This is a genomic window from Variovorax sp. TLI9-5A, from assembly GCF_056867935.1.
The window spans coordinates 6,280,902-6,304,154 of record NZ_CP200310.1 but is presented as its reverse complement, the minus strand read 5'-3'; the positions used below and the strand labels follow the sequence as shown (position 1 = coordinate 6,304,154).

General features: G+C 69.4%; 22 protein-coding genes. 15 read left to right on the top strand and 7 right to left on the bottom strand.

Annotation, left to right across the window (positions count from 1 at the left end; genetic code table 11):
* Nucleotides 1-39: 39 nt before the first annotated feature.
* From AC1VNX_RS29965 to AC1VNX_RS29940, 6 genes are read left to right on the top strand one after another with little or no spacing between them, the layout of a single operon-like run.
* Nucleotides 40-507: a MarR family winged helix-turn-helix transcriptional regulator gene (locus AC1VNX_RS29965; RefSeq protein WP_483162036.1), complete on the top strand. Its 468-nt coding sequence runs from the start codon at nucleotides 40-42 to the stop codon at nucleotides 505-507.
* Entirely contained in the window at nucleotides 508-2,634 is a 2,127-nt protein-coding gene (locus AC1VNX_RS29960) for an FUSC family protein (RefSeq protein ID WP_483161176.1), read from the top strand.
* Nucleotides 2,631-2,837, top strand: coding sequence for a DUF1656 domain-containing protein (locus AC1VNX_RS29955; RefSeq protein ID WP_019658367.1), 207 nt, complete (start codon nucleotides 2,631-2,633; stop codon nucleotides 2,835-2,837). Before AC1VNX_RS29960 ends, AC1VNX_RS29955 begins: the two co-directional genes overlap by 4 nt.
* Nucleotides 2,838-2,853: 16 nt before the next feature.
* On the top strand, nucleotides 2,854-3,795 hold the full coding sequence (locus AC1VNX_RS29950; RefSeq protein WP_483161175.1) for an efflux RND transporter periplasmic adaptor subunit: 942 nt from the start codon (nucleotides 2,854-2,856) through the stop codon (nucleotides 3,793-3,795).
* Nucleotides 3,792-5,267 (top strand): efflux transporter outer membrane subunit, encoded by a 1,476-nt coding sequence (locus tag AC1VNX_RS29945; RefSeq protein WP_483161174.1) that lies wholly within the window; start codon nucleotides 3,792-3,794, stop codon nucleotides 5,265-5,267. The genes AC1VNX_RS29950 and AC1VNX_RS29945 overlap by 4 nt, the downstream gene beginning before the upstream one ends.
* A complete protein-coding gene (locus tag AC1VNX_RS29940; protein ID WP_483161173.1) occupies nucleotides 5,264-6,502 on the top strand; it encodes a multidrug effflux MFS transporter in 1,239 nt (412 codons plus the stop codon). Before AC1VNX_RS29945 ends, AC1VNX_RS29940 begins: the two co-directional genes overlap by 4 nt.
* Here AC1VNX_RS29940 and AC1VNX_RS29935 read toward each other — a convergent pair.
* From AC1VNX_RS29935 to AC1VNX_RS29925, 3 genes are all read right to left on the bottom strand, one after another.
* Nucleotides 6,492-7,034 (bottom strand): hypothetical protein, encoded by a 543-nt coding sequence (locus AC1VNX_RS29935; RefSeq protein ID WP_483161172.1) that lies wholly within the window; start codon nucleotides 7,032-7,034, stop codon nucleotides 6,492-6,494. The genes AC1VNX_RS29940 and AC1VNX_RS29935 overlap by 11 nt on opposite strands.
* A 140-nt stretch (nucleotides 7,035-7,174) precedes the next feature.
* A complete protein-coding gene (locus tag AC1VNX_RS29930; protein WP_483161171.1) occupies nucleotides 7,175-7,894 on the bottom strand; it encodes an RNA pseudouridine synthase in 720 nt (239 codons plus the stop codon).
* The gene (locus AC1VNX_RS29925; protein ID WP_483161170.1) at nucleotides 7,891-9,558 is read right to left on the bottom strand and encodes an MBL fold metallo-hydrolase; all 1,668 of its coding nucleotides are present in this window, start codon (nucleotides 9,556-9,558) and stop codon (nucleotides 7,891-7,893) included. Before AC1VNX_RS29925 ends, AC1VNX_RS29930 begins: the two co-directional genes overlap by 4 nt.
* Nucleotides 9,559-9,696: 138 nt before the next feature.
* On the opposite strand from AC1VNX_RS29925, the gene AC1VNX_RS29920 reads away from it, so the two are divergent.
* Entirely contained in the window at nucleotides 9,697-10,707 is a 1,011-nt protein-coding gene (locus AC1VNX_RS29920) for a Bug family tripartite tricarboxylate transporter substrate binding protein (RefSeq protein WP_483161169.1), read from the top strand.
* A gap of 157 nt (nucleotides 10,708-10,864) precedes the next feature.
* On the opposite strand, the gene AC1VNX_RS29915 is transcribed toward AC1VNX_RS29920, so the two are convergent.
* On the bottom strand, nucleotides 10,865-11,737 hold the full coding sequence (locus tag AC1VNX_RS29915) for a TorF family putative porin (RefSeq protein ID WP_483161168.1): 873 nt from the start codon (nucleotides 11,735-11,737) through the stop codon (nucleotides 10,865-10,867).
* Nucleotides 11,738-11,939: 202 nt separating this feature from the next.
* Here AC1VNX_RS29915 and AC1VNX_RS29910 point away from each other — a divergent pair, with 202 nt between their 5' ends.
* The 3 genes from AC1VNX_RS29910 (at nucleotide 11,940) to AC1VNX_RS29900 (ending at nucleotide 15,119) form a co-directional block, all read left to right on the top strand.
* Complete coding sequence (locus AC1VNX_RS29910; protein WP_483161167.1) at nucleotides 11,940-12,896, top strand: LysR family transcriptional regulator; 957 nt, start codon at nucleotides 11,940-11,942, stop codon at nucleotides 12,894-12,896.
* Between the two features lie 102 nt (nucleotides 12,897-12,998).
* The gene (gene add / locus AC1VNX_RS29905) at nucleotides 12,999-14,072 is read left to right on the top strand and encodes an adenosine deaminase (RefSeq protein ID WP_483161166.1); all 1,074 of its coding nucleotides are present in this window, start codon (nucleotides 12,999-13,001) and stop codon (nucleotides 14,070-14,072) included.
* Nucleotides 14,073-14,111: 39 nt separating this feature from the next.
* Nucleotides 14,112-15,119, top strand: a complete 1,008-nt coding sequence (locus tag AC1VNX_RS29900; protein WP_483161165.1) for a Bug family tripartite tricarboxylate transporter substrate binding protein — start codon at nucleotides 14,112-14,114, stop codon at nucleotides 15,117-15,119.
* Here the strand turns inward: AC1VNX_RS29900 and AC1VNX_RS29895 are convergent.
* Together AC1VNX_RS29895 and AC1VNX_RS29890 are read right to left on the bottom strand one after the other, a co-directional pair.
* Nucleotides 15,106-16,032 carry a DMT family transporter gene (locus AC1VNX_RS29895; RefSeq protein ID WP_483161164.1) on the bottom strand — a complete coding sequence of 309 codons (927 nt, stop codon included), beginning with the start codon at nucleotides 16,030-16,032 and terminating at the stop codon, nucleotides 15,106-15,108. The two genes, AC1VNX_RS29900 and AC1VNX_RS29895, sit on opposite strands and share 14 nt — an antisense overlap.
* Nucleotides 16,033-16,106: 74 nt before the next feature.
* Entirely contained in the window at nucleotides 16,107-16,877 is a 771-nt protein-coding gene (locus AC1VNX_RS29890) for a GntR family transcriptional regulator (RefSeq protein WP_483161163.1), read from the bottom strand.
* A gap of 165 nt (nucleotides 16,878-17,042) precedes the next feature.
* On the opposite strand from AC1VNX_RS29890, the gene AC1VNX_RS29885 reads away from it, so the two are divergent.
* Genes AC1VNX_RS29885 through AC1VNX_RS29865 form a run of 5 tightly spaced genes read left to right on the top strand, consistent with a single transcriptional unit; the run spans nucleotide 17,043 to nucleotide 21,745 of the window.
* Entirely contained in the window at nucleotides 17,043-17,258 is a 216-nt protein-coding gene (locus tag AC1VNX_RS29885; protein WP_483161162.1) for a DUF3311 domain-containing protein, read from the top strand.
* The gene (locus tag AC1VNX_RS29880) at nucleotides 17,255-18,730 is read left to right on the top strand and encodes a sodium:solute symporter family protein (protein WP_483161161.1); all 1,476 of its coding nucleotides are present in this window, start codon (nucleotides 17,255-17,257) and stop codon (nucleotides 18,728-18,730) included. Before AC1VNX_RS29885 ends, AC1VNX_RS29880 begins: the two co-directional genes overlap by 4 nt.
* Before the next feature lie 35 nt (nucleotides 18,731-18,765).
* Complete coding sequence (locus AC1VNX_RS29875; RefSeq protein ID WP_483161160.1) at nucleotides 18,766-19,968, top strand: amidohydrolase family protein; 1,203 nt, start codon at nucleotides 18,766-18,768, stop codon at nucleotides 19,966-19,968.
* Nucleotides 19,965-21,245 (top strand): cyanate transporter, encoded by a 1,281-nt coding sequence (locus tag AC1VNX_RS29870; RefSeq protein ID WP_483161159.1) that lies wholly within the window; start codon nucleotides 19,965-19,967, stop codon nucleotides 21,243-21,245. The genes AC1VNX_RS29875 and AC1VNX_RS29870 overlap by 4 nt, the downstream gene beginning before the upstream one ends.
* 5 nt (nucleotides 21,246-21,250) lie before the next feature.
* The gene (locus AC1VNX_RS29865; RefSeq protein WP_483161158.1) at nucleotides 21,251-21,745 is read left to right on the top strand and encodes a nucleoside deaminase; all 495 of its coding nucleotides are present in this window, start codon (nucleotides 21,251-21,253) and stop codon (nucleotides 21,743-21,745) included.
* Nucleotides 21,746-21,759: 14 nt separating this feature from the next.
* On the opposite strand, the gene AC1VNX_RS29860 is transcribed toward AC1VNX_RS29865, so the two are convergent.
* Nucleotides 21,760-23,085: a serine hydrolase domain-containing protein gene (locus tag AC1VNX_RS29860; RefSeq protein ID WP_483161157.1), complete on the bottom strand. Its 1,326-nt coding sequence runs from the start codon at nucleotides 23,083-23,085 to the stop codon at nucleotides 21,760-21,762.
* Between the last annotated feature and the right edge of the window lie 168 nt (nucleotides 23,086-23,253).

Below are 23,253 nucleotides of genomic sequence, written 5' to 3'. Positions count from 1 at the left end.
AACCCAACCACCCCCCAACCGACGCGCGAACAGGCGCTGATGCGGCTCGGCACGTCGCTGGCGGTGCTGCAGCGCGGCTACCGCGCCTCGGCGGACAAGGCGGTGGCCCATGTGGGCGTGTCGCAGACGCTGGCCTACCCGATCGTGATGCTCGGGCGCATGAACGGCGACGTGCGCCAGGGCGTGCTGGCCGAGGCACTGGGCATCGAGGGGCCGTCGCTGGTGCGTTCGGTCGACCAGCTGGTGGAAGCCGGCCTTGTCGAACGCCGCGAAGACCCGGCCGACCGCCGTGCCAAGACACTCCATCTCACCGAAGCCGGCAAGGCTGCCTGCGCACCCATCGAGGCCGCGCTCACGCTGATGCGCGCATCGCTCTTCGAGGGCGTTTCCGACGAAGACGTCGCCGCCTGCCTGCGCGTGTTCGCCGTGCTGGAGGAGCGCATGGGCGTGCGCTCGATGCAGAGCCCCCCGCCGTCTTCCGCGCCGGCACAGGAAGGGCGGGGGTAGATGTCCGCGTTCTCTCTTCCGCGCTTCAGCCGCGCGGAGCTTCTCTTTTCCGGCAAGAGCTTCGCGGCCGCCATGCTGGCGATGTACCTCGCCAGCCGCGCCGGCCTGCCGCGTCCGTTCTGGGCGCTCATGACCACCTACATCGTCGCCCATCCGCTGGCCGGCGCGGTGCGTTCCAAGGCGGTCTACCGTTTCCTCGGCACGCTCATCGGCAGCACCGCCACCGTGCTGCTGGTGCCGGCGCTGTCCAACGCGCCCGAGCTGCTCACGCTGGTGCTCGCGCTGTGGGTGGGGCTTTGCCTGTGCATCTCGCTCTTCGACCGCACGCCGCGCTCCTACGTCTTCATGCTCGCGGGCTACACGGCGGCGCTGATCGGCTTTCCGTCGGTGCAGACGCCGCTCGCGCTGTTCGACACCGCCGTGGCCCGCGTGGAAGAAATCGGCCTGGGCATCTTCTGCGCCACGCTGGTCCACAGCCTCGTGCTGCCTGCGGGGCTCGCGCCGACCGTGCTGGGCCTGCTCGACCGCACGCTGCAGGACGCGCGCAAGTGGCTGGGCGATCTCTTCCAGCCCGCCGGCCGCAGCGGCGGTAACGGTGCCGACCCCAGGCGCCTGGACGACGACCGCCGCCGCCTCGCCGGCGACATCACCCAGCTGCGCCTGCTCTCCACCCACGTGCCCTTCGACACCACGCACCTGCGCTGGACCGCCGGTGCCATCCGCGCGATGCAGGACCGCGTCGCCGCGCTCACGCCCGCGCTTTCGGCTGTCGAAGACCGCCTGCTGGCGCTGGAACAGGCCGAAGGCGCCATCGCTCCCGACGTGGCCGCAGTGCTCGCCAAGGCCGCGCAGTGGCTGCGCGAAGAAGCCGATGCCTCCGGCAATGCGGCGACCCGCGGCGGCCGCCTGCAGGACCTGCGCCGCGCCATCGACGCATTGAGCGCCACGCCGCCGACCGCCGAGCCGCAGACCCGCTGGGGCCGCGCCCTGCGCATCGGCCTCGCAGGCCGCCTCGAAGAGCTCGTCGACGGCTGGACCGCCTGCGCCCAGTTGCGCCAGGACATCGACGAAGGCCTGAAGGGGGCGCCGCTGCGCCGCACGGCCGCGCTCGGCAGCCGCGTGCTGCACCGCGACTACGGCATGGCGCTGCTGTCGGCGCTTGCCGCCGTCATCGCCATCTGCCTGTGCGGCGCGTTCTGGATCGTCACCGGCTGGCCCATGGGCTCGGCCGCGACCATGATGGCCGCCGTCTTCTGCTGCTTCTTCGCCACCATGGACGACCCGGTGCCGGCGATCCACGGCTTCCTGAAGTGGACGCTGTGGTCCATCCCGATCTCGGCTGTCTACGTGCTGGTGCTCATGCCCACGGTGCAGGACTTCGGCATGCTGGTGCTCATCTGCGCGCCGCTCTTCCTGGTGCTGGGCTTTTACCTGCCGCGCCCCACGCATTTCATGCCCGCGATGGCGCTGATCTTCGGCGTGGCCGGCACGCTCGCGATGCACGACACCGCCAGTGCCGATCTCGTGAGCTTTCTCAACAGCATGGTCGGCCAGATCGTCGGCGTGGTCGTCGCGGCGCGCGTCACGCGGCTGGTGCGTTCGGTGGGCGCCGACTGGAGCGCGCGGCGCATCCAGCGCGCCACCTGGCGCGAGCTGGGCGACATGGCCGCGTCTTCGCAACCGCAGTACGCGCAGAGCGACGCCTACGCCGTGCGCATGCTCGACCGCATCGGCCTGCTCGCGCCGCGCATCGCGCAGGCCGGCGGCACCGTCGAGGGCGTGGCCGCCAACGACGCGCTGCGCGACCTGCGCATGGGCGCCGACATCGCCGTGCTGCAGCGCGTGCGCGCCCAACTGCCGCTGGCCACTTCGGCCGCGCTGCTGGGCGGCATCTCGCGCTTCTTCCGTCAGCGCGCGGAGGGCCGCATGAACCCGCGCCCGCCGGGCCTGCTGCCGCAGATCGACGAGGCGCTCGACGCGGTGCTCGCCGCGCGTGACACCGCTTCTTCCGCCGCATCGCGCTCGGCCGTCACCGCGCTGGTGGGGCTGCGCCGCAACCTCTTTCCCGACGCGCCGCCGATGCTTGCGAGCGCGACACCCATCACCCGACAAGGAGCTTCCGCATGATCGGCGAAGCCAGCTTCTACGGCCTGTACCTGCCCTGGATCATGGTGCTCGCGCTCGCGGCACTGCTCGTGCTGTGGGGCGTGCGCCGCCTGCTCGCGGCCACCGGCGCCTACCGCTGGGTGTGGCATCCGGCCCTCTTCGACATGGCGCTCTACCTGCTGCTGCTCTACGCGCTCAGCCGCGCCAGCGCCTACCTCCAATGACAACAACGAGATTCCAATGAAAGCCGCCCGAACTCCCGACGACAGCAATCCGTGGGCCCAGCGCCTGGGCCGCGTCCTCATCACCCTGGCCGTGGTGGCCGCCGCCGTGTGGGCCGGCCTGCGCCTGTGGGACCACTACGAACTCGCGCCGTGGACGCGCGACGGCCGCGTGCGCGCCAACGTCGTGCAGATCGCGCCCGACGTGTCGGGCCTGGTCACCGCCGTGCCCATCCACGACAACCAACCGGTGGCGGCCGGCACGCTGCTCTTCGAAGTGGATCGCGCGCGCTACGACCTCGCCGTGCGCCAGGCCCAGGCCGCGCTCGCCGCGCAGCGCGCCGTGAGCGCGCAGGCCCAGCGCGAGAACGCGCGCAACACCGGCCTCGACGAGCTGGTGTCGAAGGAGTCCCGCGAACAGGCCCGCTCGCGCGTCGAGCAGATGCAGGCGGCGGTCGCGCAGGCCGAAGTGGCGCTCGACTCGGCCCGCCTCAACCTGCAGCGCGCCCAGGTGCGCGCGCCGGCCGATGGCCTCGTCACCAACCTCGACCTGCGCCAGGGCAGCTACGCTGCGGCGGGCCGGCCGGTGCTTGCGCTGGTCGATGCGCAGTCCTTCTACGTCGAAGGCTATTTCGAGGAAACCAAGCTGCCGCGCATCCACCTCGGCGACCGCGTGCGCGTCACCCCCATGGGCGGCGGCGCGGTGCTCGAAGGCTCGGTCGAGAGCGTGGCCGCCGGCATCGCCGACCACGACCGCTCCACCAGCGCCAACCTGCTGCCCAGCGTGAACCCGACCTTCAACTGGGTGCGGCTGGCACAGCGCATTCCGGTGCGCGTGAAGCTCGACCCGCTGCCGCAGGGTGCGCGCCTCGTCGCGGGCCAGACGGTCACGGTTCAGGTGCTGGAGAACAAGCCGGCCCAGAAAACAGCGGCCGCCACCGCCGCGCCGCAGAAGGGATGAACCACATGACCGGCTTCGCATTCCGCATTGCCTCGCTGGCCGCTGCCGCCGCGCTCGCGGCCTGCTCGGCGGTCGGCCCCGACTACCACCAGCCGCCCGAGGCGCTGGCCAGCCAGGCCGCCGCCGGCAAGCCCTTCGCCGAGGCACCCGCCAACGCCGCGCCGCTGCCCGCGCACTGGTGGCGCCTGTATCACGACCCGCTGCTCGACAAGCTGGTCGAGCAGGCGCTGGCCCACAACACCGACCTGCGCCAGGCCGTTGCCAACCTGGAGCGCGAGCGCGCCATCGAGGACGAAACCTCCGGCGCCAAGTACCCCACCATCGGCGTCAACGGCGGCCCTTCGTTCGGCCACGTCTCGGGCCTGTCGCTGCTGCAGAAGGGCTACGAGCCGCCGAGCACCTTCAACTACAGCGCGGGTGCATCGCTGTCCTACCAGGTCGACCTGTTCGGCCAGATTCGCCGCGCCATCGAGGCCTCGCAGGCCAGCACGCAGTCCGCTGAAGCCGCGCTCGACCTGGTTCGCGTGAATGTCGCGGCCGGCACCGCGCGCGCTTACGCCGAGGCCTGCTCCACCGGCCTGCGGCTGCAGATCGCGCAGAAGTCCGTCTCGCTGCAGCAGGACGCCGTCAACGTCACCGACCGCCTGCAGCATGCGGGCCGCGCCGGCGCCATCGACGCGAACCGCGCACGCGCGCAGCTGCAGCAGCTCAACGCGGCGCTGCCGCCGCTGAAGGCCGAGCGCCAGGGCGCGCTCTACCGCCTCGCCACGCTCACGGGCGCGCTGCCGCAGGACTTTCCGCGCGAGGTGGCCGACTGCACCGTGCCGCCGCGCGTGGCCGGCGTGCTGCCGGTGGGCGACGGTGCCGCGCTGCTGCGCCGCCGCCCCGACATCCGCCAGGCCGAACGCAGCCTCGCCGCATCGACCGCGCGCATCGGCGTGGCCACGGCGGAGCTCTATCCGAAGGTCACGCTGGGGCTCTCTGGCTCGTCGGTGGGCCATGCCGACGGCTTCGGCCGCAAGGACACCTTCGCCTGGAGCCTGGGCCCGCTGATCTCCTGGACCATTCCCAACACCGGCGTCGCGCAGGCCCGCATCGCGCAGGCCGAGGCCGGCACGCGCGCAGCGCTCGCGAAGTTCGACGGCACCGTGCTCACCGCGCTGCGCGAGACCGAGACCGCGCTCGCCACCTACGCACGCGAGCTCGACCGCCGCGCCGCGCTGCAGGCCTCGCGCGACGAGAGCGCCAAGGTCGCCGCGCAGGCGCGCCAGCTCTACCAGAACGGCCGCACCGCATACCTCGACGCGCTCGACGCCGAGCGCTCGCTGGCCGCCAGCGAAGCCGCGCTCGCGGCCAGCGAGGCGCAACTGGCCGACGACCAGGTGGTGCTGTTCATGGCGCTCGGCGGCGGCTGGGAGCCTGACGAAACCCATCTCGCGCAGGGCTCGACGCCGGCCAGCATCAGGCAATGACACCGACATCCGCGCAATCACCACGCCGTCCGCACGCGCCGCTGTGGCTGCTCGCGCTGGTCACTTTCAGCGGCACGCTGGCCATGCACATCTTCGTGCCCGCGCTACCCATCGCCGCGAAGAGCCTCGGTGCCGGCATCGGGCAGATGCAGATGACGGTGAGCCTCTACATCCTCGGCCTCGCACTGGGCCAGCTGGTGTACGGCCCGCTGGCCGACCGCTTCGGGCGGCGGCCCGTGCTGCTGTGCGGGCTGGGCATCTACTGCGTGGCGGGCCTTGCCGCCGCGCTCGCGCCCGAGGTGCATTCGCTCATCGCGGCGCGGCTGTTCCAGGCGGTGGGCGGCTGCGCGGGGCTCGTGCTGGGCCGCAGCATCGTGCGCGACACGGCCGAGCCGCAGGAGGCCACGCGCCGCCTCGCGCTGATGAACCTGATGGTCACCGTTGGCCCCAGCCTCGCGCCGCTGATCGGCGGTGCGCTTGCCACGGCACTGGGCTGGCGCTCCATCTTCTACGCGCTCTTCGGCCTGGGCGTGGTGGGCTTCCTCTTCACCTGGCGCATGCTGCCCGAGACCGGCGCGCCTGGCGCCGCCGTGAACGCGCGCGAACTCGGGCGCAACTACCGCAAGCTGCTGGCCTCGCCGGCCTTCCTCGGCTTCTCCGTCGGCGGCGGCTGCGCCACCACGTCGATGTACGCCTTCATCGCCTCGGCGCCCTTCATCTTCGTCGACCAGCTGCACCGGCCGGCGCACGAGGCGGGCATCTACCTCGCGATCCTGGTGTCGGGCGTGTGGCTCGGCAGCTTCCTCACCAGCCACCTGATCTCGCGCGTGCGCGTCGACCGGCTCATGATCCGCTCGAACGCGCTGAGCGTGGCCGCGGCCTTCGTGCTGCTCGGCGCGGCGCTCGCCGGCCGTCTCTCGGTGCCGCTGATCGTCGCCTGCATGTTCCTCTTCACTGTCGGCGTGGGCATGGCCTCGCCGCCCGCGCTCACACAGGCGATCAGCGTCAACCCGCAGGTCATCGGCTCGGCCTCGGGCCTCTACGGCTTCACGCAGATGGCCGTGGGCGCGCTGTGCACCGCGCTCGCGGGCATGGGGCACAGCAACCCGGCGCTGGCCTCGGCCATCGTGCTGGCGGGGGCTGGCATCGTGGCGCAGCTGTCTTTCGCGATCGCGCTGCGCACGCAGAAGCGCGCGGCTGCTGCTGCAGCTGCTGCAACAAGCCTCAGCGCGTGAACAGCCACCCGCCCTTGGGCTGGCGCACCAGCTCGTGGCGCTTGACGGCGCGCTCCTCGCCGTCGTCGCCCACGTAGACCACCTCGAAGCGCAGCAGCTTGGGCGTGACCATCTTCCAATTCTGGATGCGCTTCACCGTCACGCAGGCGGTCTTGTCGTGGTACTGCATCTCCGCCATCGGGCCGCCCTGAAAGCCGGTGCCGTCGAACAGACGCCCGGGCGCTGCAAAGGGGTTGAGCACCGCGCCGTTGCGCGCGGTGATGCAGCCTTCGGTGCGCACGAAGGATTCGATGGTAGGCGACGCGCTGCGCACCACCTTGCCCACGGCCGGGCTCGGCGGCTTGCTGGCGATGGCCTCGCGGATGCGCTCGACCTGCTCCTCGGTGATGGGTGCGAGGCCGTCCTTCGACACCACGGCCGGTGGCGGTGCCGGCGGTGGTGCCGGCGGCGCGGGCGTGAGGTAGGTGCAACCCGTCACCAGTGCCAGCGGCACGGTGCAGGCGAGGGCGGCGCCCGGTGTTCCGAACTTCATGACTCAGTCTCTCCCTGAGGGCGGCCCCTGGAGGCCGCGGGCTGAAAATTGCGGGCCGCATGAATGCGGTGCATCGTCGTTGTCGTCCTCTGTCTTCTCTTCTCGACGGCTTTTCTTCTTCTTCGTTCTTGCTGTTGTTTTCAGAAGCGTTCGTGGGGTGCAAGGTAGCGCCACTGGCCCGGCTGAAGCCCCGCCAGCGGCACGCGGCCGATGCGGATGCGCCGCATCGCCAGGATGCGCAGGTTCACGCCGTCGCAGATGTGGGCGATCTGCCCCGGCCGCGCGCCCTTGAGCGCGAAGCGCAGGCCGGTCTGCTCGTCGGTCTGCCGGCCGATGCTCACGCGCGCCGGCGAGCGTTCGAGCCGCGCCAGCACCTCTGGGCTCACCGGGCCGGCCACGTCCACCATCACTTCGTGCTCGAGGATGGCGGCGTCTTCCTGCAGCTTGCGTTCGATGCGGAATTCCTGCGTGAACGCGACCAGCCCGCTGGCGCCTGTTTCCAGCGGCGTCATGCAGCGCTGGCCTTTCGCATGCGCCGGCAGGAAGCGCAGTCCGGCGCGCTCGGGTTCGTGGTGGTTTCCGGCGATCAGCAGGCGGTGCGCGGTGTCGGTAGCCATGCCGGCAGGCTTGTACAGAAGAAGTGTGACGGGCACCACGGGCTCGGGCCTGGCGCCGGCCTCGATCTCGACCTGCTGGTGCGGCAGCACGCGCGACTGGGGCAGCATCTGCGGCACGCCATCCACGCGCACCGCGCCGTTCTCTATCAGCAGCTCGGCTTCGCGGCGGGATACGCCGGCGAGCGCGGCCACGCGCTTGGCGAGGCGGATGCCTTCGTCTTCGGCGGGAGCGCTCGCGTTCATCGGGCCGCCAGTTGACGGATACGCGCCACGTGCGCGGCCAGCGAACGCGCAGCCACCGGCCACATGCGCTCCGGCACGTCGTCGTAGGCCAGCGGCAGCCAGTCGTCGGGCGTGCCTTCGGGCAGCTTCCGCATCGCGGCGGCGATCTTGGCCTCGCGCTTCAGGCGGTGCGCCTTCAGCATGCCGATGGCGGTGCGCGCGAAGCCGATCACGTAGCCGTGCGCGGGCAGGATGAACCCGATGCCGCCGGCCTCGCAGGCCGCATCGAGCATGTCCAGCGAATCGAGGTAGGCCGTCATGTCGCCATCGGGCGGATCGATCACGGTGGTGCTGCCGTTGAGGATGTGATCGCCGGAAAGCAGCAGGCCGTCTTCCTCCAGCACCAGGCACAGATGGTTGGCCGCATGGCCGGGCGTGTGGATCACGCGCAGCGTGTGCGTGACGGCCTCTCCCGATTCGGTGGTGCCCGAGAGCACGAGGCGTTCGCCGTCGGCCAGCTCACGCTCGGGCGCGAAGCGGGCGGTGGCGCGCGCCGTGGGCTTCGATGCCAGCCCGAGGATCGGCGGCTTGCTGCCGTTCTTGCACAGCGCCTGCAGCGGTGCCGCGCCCGGCGAGTGGTCGGCATGCGAGTGCGTGCAGACGATCATGCGGATGTCGCCATGCGTGGCGCGCCACAGCCGGCCGATGTGGTCGAAGTCGTTCGGGCCCGGGTCGATCACGATGTAGCCCGTGGCCGCATCGCCCACGATGTAGCTGTTGGTGCCGGGGCCGGTCATGATGCTGGCGTTGGGCGCTGTCAGGCGCATCACGTTCTTCAGCAATGGCACCGGGGTTGCGCTCTGCCAGTCGAGCGCGTGCAGCACCTGGCCGTCGGGGCACACCAGGGCGAGCTCGCCGTACGGCGATTCGTGCTCCATGTAGCGCGCGTCCTCGCCCTTGAGCAGGCCGGCGCGCGGGCAACTGGTCCACAGCGGCGCCTCGCCGGCGCAGGCGGCGAGCAATGCGTCGACGGTGGCATAGGTGGCCATGCGCTGCAGCGTGCGCACGGTCGGGAAGATCATGAAGAAGCTGCCGGCCTCGTGGCGCGCGAGCGCATCGGCGGGGCGCACCCAGCAGGGCTCGAACTGCTCGCTCTCGTCGGCCGTGGGCACCTGTCCCTCGGGCATGCGCGCCACCAGAAAGGGCACGTCGAAGCGGCGGGGCAGGTCGCGGTCGGTCATCCAGTGCGCGAAGGTGAAGACGCGGTCGGAGTCGAGCACCAGGCCGCGCGCGGCGCACTGGTCGGCGAAGGCGGTGCCGGCGGTGTCGCGGCGGTCCATCGCTGCCACCTCGTCGGCACTCACGGGCAGCCCGTCGGCCTGGCGGTGCGCGAGCAGGATGCCCAGCTCCTCGAAGGCCTCGCGGATGGCGGCGATGGCCTGCGTGCGCTGCACGCGGCTTTGCGTGGGGCGGCGCGTGGCGATGCGCTTGGCGGCCTCGTCGGCTTCGTCGATGTGGCCGCCGGGAAACACGTAGGCACCGGGCGCGAAGCTGGCGGTGGCGGAACGGCGGGTCATGAGCACTTCGATGCCGGCGGCGCTGTCGCGCAGCAGCAGCACCGTGGCGGCCGGGCGCAGGGGCGCGGGCTCGCGTGGGGCGTGTAGTTGTTGGGTGGAACGGACCATGGGTCGATTATCGGGAGCAGGCGCGATACCTGCATGTCGCGCATAAGCTCATATGGAATCGGACATCAGCCGCGCGCCACAATGCGCGGCTGCACCGTCTGCATTGAAGACAAAAGACTGAACGACCGAAAGACTGCCATGGCTCATTCTCCATTCACCCGATTCGCTCGCCACACGTTGCTGCTGGCAGCGGCTTCGTTTGCGGCGCCCGCCGCCTTCGCCCAGCACGCCGCGCACGACTGGCCGCAGCAACCCGTCACGCTGATCATGGGATTCCCGGCCGGCTCGGGCGTGGACGTGGTGGCCCGCGCCATCCAGGAGCCGCTGGCCAGGCAATTGGGCAAGCCGGTGATCATCGACTACAAGTCGGGCGCTGCCGGCAACATCGCCAGCGACTACGTGGCCCATTCGAAGCCCGACGGCTACACACTCTCGTTCGGCACCGCCGCCACCCACGGCAGCAACGCCGCGCTCTACAAGAAGCTGCCCTTCGACGTGGAGGCCGACTTCGTGCCGGTGGCCCCGGTGCTCGACGTGTCGAACGTGCTCACCATCAATCCCGACGTGATCAACGTCAAGACCTTGAAGGAATTCGTCGAGCTGGTCAAGGCCAACCCCGGCAAGTACAACTATGCGTCTACAGGCAACGGCGCCGGCACGCACATGGCCTTTGCCGAGTTCAACTCGCGCCTGGGCCTGACGATGGTGCACGTGCCGTACAAGGGCGGCCCCGAGGCCATCACCTCGGTGGTGCGCGGCGAGACCTGCTGCATCATGAACCAGGTGCAGACCGTGCTGCCGCACTACAAGGCCGGCAAGGTGCGCCTGCTGGGCGTGACCACCGCGGCGGCAGTGCCCGCGGTGAAGGAGGTGCCCACCATCGCGTCGAGCGGCCTGCCCGGTACCAAGGGCTTCGACAGCTCGATCTGGTTCGGCATCTTCGCGCCCAAGGGCACCGACCCGCAGATCGTCGACAAGCTCAACGCCGCCGTGAAGGCCGTGCTGGAGACCCCCGAGATCCGCGAGCGCTTCGAGAGCCAGGGCAACACCGTGCGCATCGAGTCGCCGGCACAGTTCAAGAAGACCGTGCACGACAACCGTGTGAAGTGGGCCGAGGTTGCGAAGGCGGCGAACATCAGCATCGATTGACGGTTGCGTTCAGGGCGCGTGCACAGGCCGCCGGGTACTCCCCTCCGCGAATGTCCCCCGGCCTGCGGCCTCCTCCTTTATTTCGCTGCGGGGAGCACCCGACGCCCTGCGCACGGAGCACGCTGTCGGGTCGGTGCCGGCACGAGTGCGCTGCCGATCAGAGCGTCTTCGTCAGCGTGAGGATGAAGCGCGCCTTGTTCGGCGAGTAGTAGGTCGTGCCGAAGGTGCCGAAGCCGTAGTCCACGCCCGGGTTGCTCACGGCGAGGTACGAGTTCTTCTTGTTGGCGCCCTGGACCGAGCCGGTCAGCGACAGGCCGTTGCCGAAGTCGTAGCTCGCGCCGATGTTGTAGTCGACGTAGCTCTTGTAGCCCAGGCTGCGGATGTCGCTGGACATGTTGGTGAAGCCCACGGCGGCCTTCAGCGTGACCTTGGGCACGATCTCCTTGCTGTACGACAGGTTCAGGTAGCCCGTGTTCGTGCCCTTCAGGCCCGAGCCGGCCTTGTTGCCCGCGTAGCCGAAGTAGTCCTTCGACACGGTGTGCGAGTACTTGGCGGTGAAGGAGCCGAAGCTGTCGTTCGCGTAGGTGGCGCCGACGTACAGCTCGGTGGTGTTGCCCGACGAGTTGCCCGGATAGATGTAGGTGAGCGCACCGACGTCCATGTCCAGCGGGCCGGCCTTGAACTTGTAGCCGCCGTACACGTCCATCTCGATGCTGTTGCCCTTGAGCCAGTTGACGCTGGAGTTCCAGTTGCCCACGTAGAAGCCGCTGTCGCCGAAGGCGTAGTCCAGGCCGCCCTGGATGGCCGGCTTGAAGCCCTTGGTCTTGGCGTAGTCGTTCTTGCCGATCATGTCCTGGTCCTGGCCGCGGAACTTGTAGTTCGTGGTGAGCGAGACGTTGCCCGTGAGGGCCGGTGCCGCCGCTGCGTCCGGGCTCGCTTGCGCGAACGCGGCACCGGGCGATGCAATGACGGTGGCAGCCAGGGCAGGGAGGGCGAGCGCCGTCGACACGGCGCGGATCGATCTGTTCATCGGGAAGAGGCTTCGAAAGAAGCTCGCGAATTGAGGAGACCGCGAGCGTAGAAGGCAGCATCTCAAGGCCGTATAAAGAACGCACGGTGCGGTGCAAAAAATTCGCAAAGTGCCGTGGCCTGGCGTTGCCGCCGCTTGCGGGCAGAATCGGACGCGCCGCGCCTGGCACGTCGAACCGGCGCCCTCCAATCACCTCTTCAGCGTGAACACCGTGTCCCTGGAAACTGGCGAACATGACCGTCGGCTGGACGAACCGCTGTTGCGTTCGCTCCATGCCCTGCTGGCCGAGGCCAGCGTCTCGCAGGCGGCGGCGAAGTTGGGCGTCGCGCAATCCGCGCTGAGCCGCCACCTCAAGGTGCTGCGCCAGCTGACGGGCGACGAACTGTTGATACGGGTGGGCAACCGCATGGTGCTCACCGAGCGGGCGCAGGCTCTCGTCGCGCCCACCCGGCGCATCCTGGCCGACATGTCGCTGCTCACTTCGGAGGCCGGGCCCGTCGAACCCCGCGAGCTTCGCCAGAGCTTTCGCATCGCAACCTACGACTTCCTGCCGCGGCGCTTCTTCGCGGACATCGTCGAACGCGTGGGCCGGCAGGCGCCCGAATGCGATGTGGTCGTGCGCGGGCTGGGGTCCCACTTCGAGCACTACCGGCAACTCGCGGACGGCGAGGTCGACATGGTCATCTCCATCTGGCCCGAACTGCCGGGCCACCTGCGCGCGGCGAGCCTGCTGACCGAACCCATGGTGTGCCTGATGCGCAGGGACCATCCGCTGGCGGGCCGGCCGATGACGCTGGACGACTACCGCCGCGCGCGGCACCTGTCCTCGCTGGAGCACGTCCCGGGACAGGGCTCCATCGTGGATGTGCAGCTCGCGGAACTCGGCGTTTCGGTGCACACGGCGATGCGTACCCAGTTTCTCGGCATGGCGCCCGCGATCCTCGCGCGCTCCGACCTCATCTTCTCGACCGGGCGGCTGCTGGCCGAAGACTTTGCGGAGCAGTACCCGCTGGCGCTCGTGCCGTTCCCCGCCAGGATCAAGCCGCACCGCTACCGCCTGGTCTGGCACGAACGAACGCACAAGAACCGGGCCATGGCGTGGATGCGCGGCGAGCTGATTGCAGCCGCCCGCGAACTGGCCCAGCGCCCCAGGTCATGACAGCGGCGTCATAACCTGCTGCACATCGCGGCGCTGGGCGGCACCGGCGGCCGTGGATAAGGTGGCGGCACACATTCCAATCCAACCGACACCGCGCCGCCCATGTCCCACGCCGTTTCCTCCGCGCCGCTCTCGCCCGGGCTGCTTGCCCGGGTCGCCCGGCTTCCCAAGGTCGACCTGCACTTCCACATGGCCGGCACCCTGCGCCCGGCAACCCTCGCCCGGCTCGCGAGCAAGTACGACCTGCCCCTGCCGAGACCGGTCGAGACGCTCTACACCTACCGCGACTTCTACGACTTCATCGATGTGCTGCGCATCGCCGCGCAGGCGGTGCGCACCAGCGAGGACTTCGAATGCGTGGCCTACGAAGCCGTGGAGGACGCGGCGCGCAGCAGCAACGCGCGCCATGTCGAGATGTCTTTCAACCCGCAGTACTTCATGCCCACCGGGGTGACGTACCGGGTGCAGGTCGAGGGCCTGGCCGCCGGGCTGCAGGCGGCGCAGCGCGACTTCGGCTGCTCCGGCCTGCTGATCGCCTCTCTCGACCGCGGCCTGCCGCTGGACAGCGCCGAGCGCGCGATGGACGACATCGTCGGCCTTCGTTCCGACACGGTCGTCGGCGTGGGCCTGGACGGCCCCGAACGCGAAGGTCCTCCGGCGAAGTTCGCGGCCCTGTTCCAGCGTGCCGGCCGCGCCGGCCTGCGGCGCACAGCCCATGTCTGCGAAGACAACCAGACGCTGGAGGAGGCGCCGCCCTCCAACGTGGACGCATGCATCGAGCTCCTGGGCTGCGACCGGCTCGACCATGGCTACAACCTTCTGGCCAGCGACGACGCCCTGCGGCGCGCCCGCGGGCGTGGCGTGTACTTCTGCGTCTGCGGCGTCACCAGCGTGGTGCGGCGCCAGCGCCAGCGCATCGAGGGGGTGAAGCGCATGGTCGATGCCGGCCTGCCCGTCACCCTCAACACCGACGACCCCGCCATGTTCCACACCGACCTCGCGCACTCCTACGCCACCGTGCTGGAAGGCTGCGGCTGGGGATGGGAGCAGGCGCGCGCCTTCAGCCTTGCGGGGGTGGACGCCTGCTGGCTCGACGAACCGGCCAGGCGGGCGCTGCGCGCCGAGTTCGAGCGGGAGATCGCCGTGCTCGAAGGCACGCCGGCCGCAACGCAATGAGCCCCCGAAATCAATCGAAGCCGAAAGCAAGGAACCGTGATGCGACCCGCAACAGCTGAACGAACCCGCCGCCGCAGACTGCTCGCGGCACTCGCACTCGCCGCATTCGTGGCCTCGGCACCGCCGGCCACGGCCGAGGGCGCATGGCCCGCGCACGCCATCACCCTCATCGTGCCCTACAGCGCCGGCGGCAATGTGGACGTCATGGCACGGTGGATCGGACCCGAGCTGTCCACGCGCCTCGGCCAGCCGGTGATCATCGAAAACGTCTCTGGCGCCGGAGGCGTCATCGGCACCGAGAAGGCGGTGCGCGCCAGGCCTGACGGCTACACCCTGCTTCTGTCGGTCGAGAGCACCGTCGTCATCGCGAAGATGGTCACGCCCTCCACCGTGCGCTACGACGGCCTGGCTGACCTGGTGCCCGTCACCCTGCTGGGCTCCCAGCCTCTGGCGCTGGTGGGCAAGCCGGCGATGCAGCCGAAGACGACCGAAGCGCTGTACGCTGAGCTGAAGTCGGCGCCCGGCAAGTACAGCTACGCCAGCTCCGGCGTCGGCACCTCGCTGCACCTGGGCGGCGAGCTGCTCAAGCAGCAGGGTGGCGTCGACGTCGTGCATGTGCCCTACCGCACAGGCGTGCAGATCATCAGCGACCTCAGCGGCAACCAGCTGGATCTTGCCGTGCTGCCCCTGTCCATGGTGATGCAGCACGCACGGGCGGGAAAGCTGCGCGTGTACGGCGTGATGTCGGACAAGCCCTCGGCAGCCATGCCCGAGGCACTGCCGCTGGCGAGCGTGCCGGCATGGCGCGGTGCGAACGTGTCCGTGTGGCAGGGCATCTTCGCGCCCAGGGGAACACCGCCGCAAATCGTCGAGCAGGTGAACGCCGCGCTGGTTCAGGTTCTGGCGAACCCCGGCGTGCGAAAGAATTTCGAGGACGGCGGCGTCACCCCCATCGGTATCGGCCCGAAGGAATTCGCCGCGTTCCTGAAGACCGAGGAGACAAAGTTCGGCGCGATCGTCACGAAGGGAGGCATCAAGGCCGAATGAGGCGGCGCGCGGGCATCGTCATCGCGACGACTCCCGCCACCACGCACGCCAGCCCGGCCCACGCCGTGGGCGCCAGCCGCTCGCCCAGGAACGCCACGCCGATCAGCACCCCGACGGGCACGCGCAGATAGGCCTGCGCGGCGGTCGACATCGGCCCCAGCGTCCTGATGAGCCGGAAGTAGATCGTGAAGGCCAGCGCCGTGGAGAGCACCGCGAGCGCCAGCACCGCTGCCATCGACGCGGCCGATGGCGCAAGCGTCCACGGCCTGTCGACAAGGATGCTCACGGGCAGCAGCATGGCCGCGCCACTCAGCAGCGAACCGGCGGCTGGCACCATCGGGTCCAGGCCCTTGAACACGCGGCCGAACATCGCGGCGCAACCGTAGCAGACGGAGGCCGCCACCAGGGCGAGTTGCGCGAGCAGCGAATGCCCGAGCCCGTTCAGCGCCTCGAAGCCCACGATCAGGCAGATACCCGCGAGGCCCGCACCCACGCCGAACAGGCGGCGCAGCGTGGGCCTGTCGGAGCCGCCGAGGCCCAGCCCCAGCAGGAAGATGAAGATCGGCGATGTCGAGTTGAGGATGGTCGCCAAGCCTGCATCGACGCTGCGCTCCGCCCACGCGATGAGCGTGAACGGCAGCACGCTGTTCAGGCAGGCCTGCAGCACGAAGCGGCCCCACGTCGCGGGCTCCTTCGGCAGCTTCACGCCGCGCATGCGAAGCACCGCGAGCAGCAGCAAGCCGGCAATGAGCGTGCGCGCCGCGATCAGCGTGACGGGCGGGATCGTCGCCACGCCGATCTTGATGAAGGTGTACGAAGCGCCCCAGCAGGTGGCGAGCACCGCGAGCAGCGCCCATTCGAAGGCCGGGTTGGCGCGGGGCTTGTCGATGCAGGAGGGTGTGGATGCGTGCATGGTGCGCCGATCATTCCCCCGCCGGCGCCGCCACACTTCGGCCGCGGGCGAAGCGTGGATGCCCCAGCGCGCTGTCAGTGCTCGTGCGCGTGCGGCTTGCTGCCGCTCGTGCCGCCGTTCAGCAGCGTCGCCAGGTCCACTTCCTGCTCGGCCGCAGCGCCCGCGATCACGCGCTGCTCCAGCTCGTCGAGGTGCTCCAGCGCCACTTCCAATGCCTTGTCGAGCGACTTGCCCGTGGCCAGCGCCTCGATGATCTGCTCATGCTCGCGCGGTGCGCAGCTCGCTGCCTCGGCGGAGTCGTACAGCGCCTTGTAGAGCTCGGTGTTCGAAATCAGCCGCCTGATGTACGACAGCAGCTCCTCGCTCCGCGCCATCTCCGCAAGCAGCAGGTGGAAGTCGCCCGCCAGCCGGACCGCGTCCTCGCGCCGGCCTTCCTTGAAGGCCTTCTGCTCCGCCTGCACGTGCTTGCGCAGCGAGGCCACCTGCTCGCGCGAGAGATTGCCGAAGAGCGTGGTCACCAGCCCCGCTTCCACGATGCGGCGCGCGCGGTAGATGCCGCGCATGTCGTCGATGGAGGGGTTGGGCACGAAGGCGCCACGGTTGTGTTCCAGCACCAGCCGCTTTTCCGAGCCCAGCCGCGCCAGCGCCTTGCGCACCGCGCCGCGCGTGCAGCCCAGCGCCTCGGCCAGCGCGCGTTCGCGCAGCGGCGTGCCGGGGCGCAGCTTGCCGCTGAGCAAGGCCTTGGAGACGGCGCCGTAGACGCGTTCGTCCACGTTCGCGTCGTCGGCTTCCGTGAGTTCGGGGGAGGGGGCGGTCGCTGGGGATTTGCGGGCGGCGGAGGGCATAGGCAGCCGGATTATTGCCTGCGTGCCACCCCTCAGGGAAAGCCCCCGGATTGACTCGGCCCCGTGTGCTCCGTACCATCCGCCTCCGTTTGGTTAACCAAATTAATTTTTATGGTTAACCAAAATCACAGAAAATCCCAACCCGAGACAAGAATCGAGGCCTCCATGAAATCCGCCAAATGGCTTGCCGCACTGCCGGTCGCCGCCTTCTTCAGCGGAGGATGGCTGTCCTCCGTCGCCCCCACCTTCGTGCTCGGCATGCCCTTCCTGATGGTGTGGAACGTCAGCTGGCTGGTGCTGACCTCGCTGATCATGGTGGTCATCGACCGCGCCGAAGGCGACATCGACGCGCCTTCTTCTTCCACTGGAGACGCGCGATGAACGCGGCACTCGGCATCATTGCCCTGTTCGTCGTCGGCGCGCTGGCGCTCGCCGTGCTCGCGCGGCGCGGCCGCACCATGAGCCTGGAGCAATGGGCGCTCGGCGGGCGCGGGCTGGGCGCCATCATGGTGTTCCTGCTGATGGCAGGCGAGTCGTTCTCCACCTTCACCTTCCTGGGCGCGAGCGGCTGGTCTTACAGCAAGGGCACGCCGGCCTTCTACATCCTGGCCTACGGCGGCCTGGCCTACCTGATGGCCTTCTGGATGCTGCCGGCCATCTGGCGCTACGCCACGGCGAACAAGCTGGTGTCGTTCTCGGACTTCTTCGCTCACAAGTACGACAGCCGCGCGCTGGGCGTGCTGGTGTCCATCGTGGCGCTCATGGGCATGGTCGCGCTGCTCACCATCCAGCTGCGCGGGCTCGGCATCATCGTGTCGGAGGCCTCGTACGGCTCCATCGCGCCGCAGGTGGCGATCTGGATCGGCACGCTGGTCATGGTCAGCTACATCCTGTTCTCGGGCATCCACGGCTCGGCCAGCATCGCCATCGTGAAGGACATCCTCATCCTCGCGCTCGCCGTGTTCCTCGGCATCTACCTGCCGTGGCACTACTACGGCGGCGTCACGCCGATGTTCACCGCCATCCAGGCGGCGAACCCCAGCTTCTTCGAGTTCCCGAAAGAGGGCCTGAACCTCACCTGGTACAACTCGACCATCCTGCTGACGGCGCTGGGCTATTACCTCTACCCGTTCAACCTCACCTCGGTGTACGCCGCCAAGAGCGCGAGCGCGGTGCGCCGCAACACCATCCTGATGCCGCTTTACCAGGTGGTCATCGCCTTCCTGTTCCTCGTGGGCTTCGCGGCCATCCTGCAGGTGCCGGGGCTCAAGGGCTCCGACGTCGACCTGGCCCTCTTCGGCCTGGTGAAGCACACCTTCGACCCGTGGTTCGTCGGCGTGATCGGCGGCACCGGCGTGCTCACCGCGCTCGTGCCGGGCTCGATGATTTTGCTCACAGCATCCACCGTGATCGGCAAGAACGTCTACAAGGAAGGCTTCGCGCCCAACGCCACCGACAGGCAGGTGTCGCGCGTGGCGCGCGGCGTGCTGCCGGTGTTCGCGCTGGTGGCGGTCTACTTCGTGCTGCGCGGCGGCACCACCATCGTGTCGGTGGCCATCTTCGCTTCGAGCCTGCTCACGCAGTTGCTGCCCTCGCTGCTTTTCAGCCTCATGAAGAAGCCCTTCGGCAACAGGCATGCGGCCTTCGCCGGCATCCTGGCGGGTGGCGCGGTGCTCGGCTTCATGATGACCACCGGCTCCAACCTGGGTACGCTGTTCCCGGCCGCGCCGGTCGTGTTCAAGTCGCTCAACACCGGGCTCGTGGCGCTGGCGACGAATGCGCTGGTGTTCGTCGTGGTGGCGCTGCTCACCCCGAACACGACCCGCCGCGCCATCGCCGCCCAACCGGCTTGATGCCCAGACAAAGATAGAGAAACGGACCGCCCCACATGCCATCGCTCCTGATCCGCAACGTGCGCCCCTTGGGCGCCTCCCCCGTCGACGTGCTGGTGCAGGACGACCGCATCGCCGCGATCGGCCCGGAGCTTGCCGCTCCGGCCGGCGCGGCCGTCGAGGAAGGCCACGGCGCCTTGCTGCTGCCCGGCCTCGTCGAAGGCCACACCCACCTCGACAAGACCATGTGGGGCATGGACTGGTACCGCAACGAAGTCGGCACGAACCTCATCGACAAGATCGAGAACGAGCGCGCCTTCCGCCACGCCAGCGGGCACGACGCGGCCGCGCAGTCGTTGGTGCTGGCCAAGGCATTCCTCGCGCTCGGCACCACGCGGCTGCGCACGCACGTCGACGTCGACACCCAGGCCGGCCTGCGCCATCTCGAAGGCACCATCCGCACGCGCGAGGCGCTGCGCAAGCTGCAGCAGATCCAGATCGTCGCGTTCCCGCAGTCGGGCCTGCTTGGCCGGCGCGGCACGGCCGAGCTGCTCGACCAGTCGCTGGCGATGGGCGCCGACGTGCTCGGCGGCCTCGACCCCTGCGCCATCGACGGCGACCCGGTCAAGTCGCTCGACGTGCTGTTCGGCATCGCCCACAGGCACCAGCGCCCGATCGACATCCACCTGCACGAGCCTGGCGCCATGGGCGCCTTCTCGCTCGACCTGATCCTGCAGCGCACAGAAGCGCTGGGCATGCAGGGCAAGGTGGCCATCAGCCATGGCTTCTGCCTCGGCGACGTGAGCGAACGCGAGCGCGAGACGCTGCTCGCGCGAATGGCCAAGCTCGGCGTGGTGCTCGTCACCAGCGCGCCGCCTTCGCGCACCGTGCCGCCGCTCATCGCCTGCAGGCAGGCCGGCGTGACCGTGCTCGGCGGCAACGACGGCATCCGCGATACCTGGTCGCCCTACGGCAACCCCGACATGCTGGAGCGCGCCATGATCATCGGCCTGCGCTACAACCTGCGCCGCGACGACGAGATCGCCGTGGCGCTCGACACCGTCACCCACTCGGGCGCGCGCGGCTGCGGCTTCGAAGCCTACGGGCTCGAAGCGGGCTGCCGCGCCGACCTGGTGCTGGTCGACGCGCAGACCGTCGCGCACGCCGTGGTCTCGCGCCCCGTGCGCAAGCTGGTGGTGGCAGGCGGTTGCATCGTGGCGCGCAACGGCGTGCTGCTGGCGGATGTGGCGTCTCTGTGAGGGCTGGGCGCAGTCGTGACGGAGGCATCGCCTTCGCGATCGTCATCGTGCTGGTGGCGCTGAACCTGCGCGCCTTTCTCACTTCGAGCAGCCCGCTGCTCGAACCCATCCGCCTCGCGACCGGCATCGGCTTCCATGCGGTGGCGCTGCTCACCGTGCTGCCGATGTTCGCGATGGGCGCCACTTCGCTCTTGGGCGCGGCGGTCGGCCAGCGCATCGGCGCCCGCGGCGGCGTCGCGCTCGGGCTGGCGGCCATCGCCCTGGCTTGCGCAAGCCGATACGTGGCTGGTGGCGCGGCAGCTCTGCTGTGGAGCGCCGCGCTCGCCGGCGCCGGCGTGGGCCTGGTGCAGGCGCTGATGCCCGGCGTGGTGAAGCAGGCGTATCCGGCGCGCATCGGCGTGATGACGGGGCTGTACTCCGCCGCCATCATGGGCGGCGGCGGCCTCGGCGCCATGGCCAGCCCGTGGGTGGCGCACGCATTCGGCGGCGCGCAGCCCGACTGGCATGCGGGCCTGTCGATCTGGTCGCTGCTCGCCGTCTTCGCGCTGCTGTACTGGCTTAACATGCGGCGCATGGAATTCACTGCCGACGCGCCAAGGCAGGGCCTCTCGTGGCTGCGCTGCTTCGCCAGCCGCCGTGCATGGCTGCTGGCCGCGTGCTTCGGCCTCATCAACGGCGGCTACACCAGCCTCGTCGCGTGGCTGCCGCACTTCTATGCACAACAAGGATGGACCGCGCAGCAGGGCGGATCGGTGCTCGCGCTGATGACCGCCGCGCAGGTGGTTTCAGCACTCGCGATGCCAACCATCGCCCGCAGTCGCGGCCGTGATCTGCGCCCCTGGCTGGTGCTCATGTTGGTCGCGCAGCTCGCAGGCTTCTGCGCGTTGAGCTTCGAACTGCCAGTGCCAGCCGTAGCCGTGGCTGTCGTGCTGGGCTTCGGCCTCGGCGGCGCGTTCTCGCTGTGCATGGTGCTCGCGCTCGATCACCTGCCCGACCCGGCGCAGGCCGGCGCGCTTGCGGGCTTCATGCAAGGCGTCGGCTTCATGATCGCCGCGCTCGCGCCCTTCGTCACCGGCTGGGTGCGCGAGCACATCGGCGGCTTCACGCTCGCATGGGCCTACCTCGCAGCGGTGGTGGTGGCGCTGCTGCCGCTCATGCTGCGTTTCGATCCGCGTCGCTATGCCGCCGCTACCGCGGGCCTGTTCGATTCGCGCGCCGCGCATTCCGGTGCACCATCTCTCACCGCGCTGGACGGCGCGGCCACCAGAAAGGTCTGAACAGGATGTACCAGGAACACTTCATGCAGCGGGCGCTGGCCCTTTCTGCCCAGGCTCTGCAGGAGCCCGGCACCGAGCCCTTCGGCGCCGTCGTCGTGAAGGACGGCGTGATCGTCGGCGAAGGCTTCAACCACTCCGTCGCGCACCATGACCCTACCTCGCACGGCGAGGTCGAGGCCATCCGCGATGCTTGCCGCAAGCTAGGCACCGTGAACCTGTCGGGCTGCGAGCTCTACACCTCGTGCGAGCCCTGTGCGATGTGCGTGGCGGCGATGCACATCGCGGGTATTGCGAAGCTTTACTACGCGGCTTCGCTCGCGCAGTCCGGCGAGGCGTTTGAAGGAGTGACCGTGGCAGCGCGGCATCCGATCGATGTGGAGGCGCTGCGCATCGAGGCAGGCGCGCCGTTCGAGCGGCGCCGGCTGCCCGCCGAGCAGAAGATGGATGGCGAAGCCGTGCGAATCCTGGCGGCGTGGGCCGCGCCGCGCAGGGCTGCCTGACGTACCTGCGGCGCCTATGTCTTGAGCGCGTTCACGACCGCATCGAAGAACGGAACCGCTGGAATGCCGGTCGCCGTCGGGTTGGTTTGTGCTCCCCAGACGACGATCACGACCTTTTCCTTGCGGTTGATGTAGATCTGCTGACCCATGATCCCGACCGCGAAGAATGCGCCGTCCACCGCGGACTGGCTGCTCTTGTTGGTGGGTATCCACCACATGTAGCCGTAGTCCGACGCGGTGCCGGTGCTCAGCACCTTGGGAGAGCCCGCTTCCGAGACCCATCCCGTGGGCAGCAGTTGCTGCCCGGCGGCAAAGCCGTCGTTCATGACGAACATGCCGAAGCGCCCGTAGTCGCGCAAGGTCGCGCTGATGCCGCCGGCCGCGAACTCGATGCCGTCCGGCGAGTCCAGCCACCAGTTGGCCTGTGCTTCCATGCCGAACTTCGACCAGACCTTCTCGGACAGGTACTGCGCCAGCGGCTTCTTGACCGCGTTGTAGACGATCTCGCCGGTCACCCGCGCTTCACCGGTGCTGTAGTTGTACACGGAGCCCGGTGTGGCCACGCGAGGCAGTTTGCTCATGAGGTCCATGGCCGAACCCGGCTTCTGGCTGAGCTGTGCCTCCAGCAACTGACGGCGATCGGATGCAGGGTCGGTGTAGGTCTCGTTCCATTTCACGCCCGAGGCCATCATCAGCACATTGCGTACCGTGACGCCATCGTAGGCGGTCCCCGCCAACCGGGGCACGTACTTGACCACCTGGTCGTCGAGGCTGGCGATGTAGCCGTCCTTTACCGCCAGGCCGACCAGTGTCGACGTGATCGACTTGGCCACCGACATGGACATCCAGCGGGTCTTCTGCGTGTTGCCGTACTGGTAGGTTTCATTGGCGATCTTGCCGTCCTTCAGGATCAGCAAGCCGGCCACGCGGTTGGCGGCCATGAAGTCGGCCATGCTGTAGGTCGCGCCGCCAGTCGAGAAGCTCAGCTGGGTCAACTGGGAGGCGGCCGCAGGCAGCGCGAAGGGTGTGCCGCCGGGCTCGATCGTCCGTGTCGGGAACAGCCGGTCGGTGTTGCGGTATGTGTTGACGGCGAGTTCTGGAGACAGGGTTCCGTCGTAGATCTGGCGGACCGTGCCGATGGCCTCGGACGCATGCGGATAGCCGCTGCCGCTGCCCGGGTTGCCGCCGCCACTGGCAGGAGGAGGTGCCACGACGATGGGCAGGACCGCACCGCCTCCACCACCACCTCCGCCGCCACCACCGCAGGCCGCGAGCAGCACCGCGGCCGCAAGCAGGGGAACCGACAACGCAGCGCGCACCGGGCGCGCAAGCACGAACACCCTCCGGACTCCTTGATCCACGCGAACCTCCTCGTTTGTGTGCCGCGCATGATCGCACTCATGCGCCTTGCAGCCAAATCACGGTCTTCAGGATTCACGACGATGTTGTTACTCCCCGCTGTGCGCTCCTCTGAATAGAGTGCTCCCACGGCGCCACGCGAAGCGCGC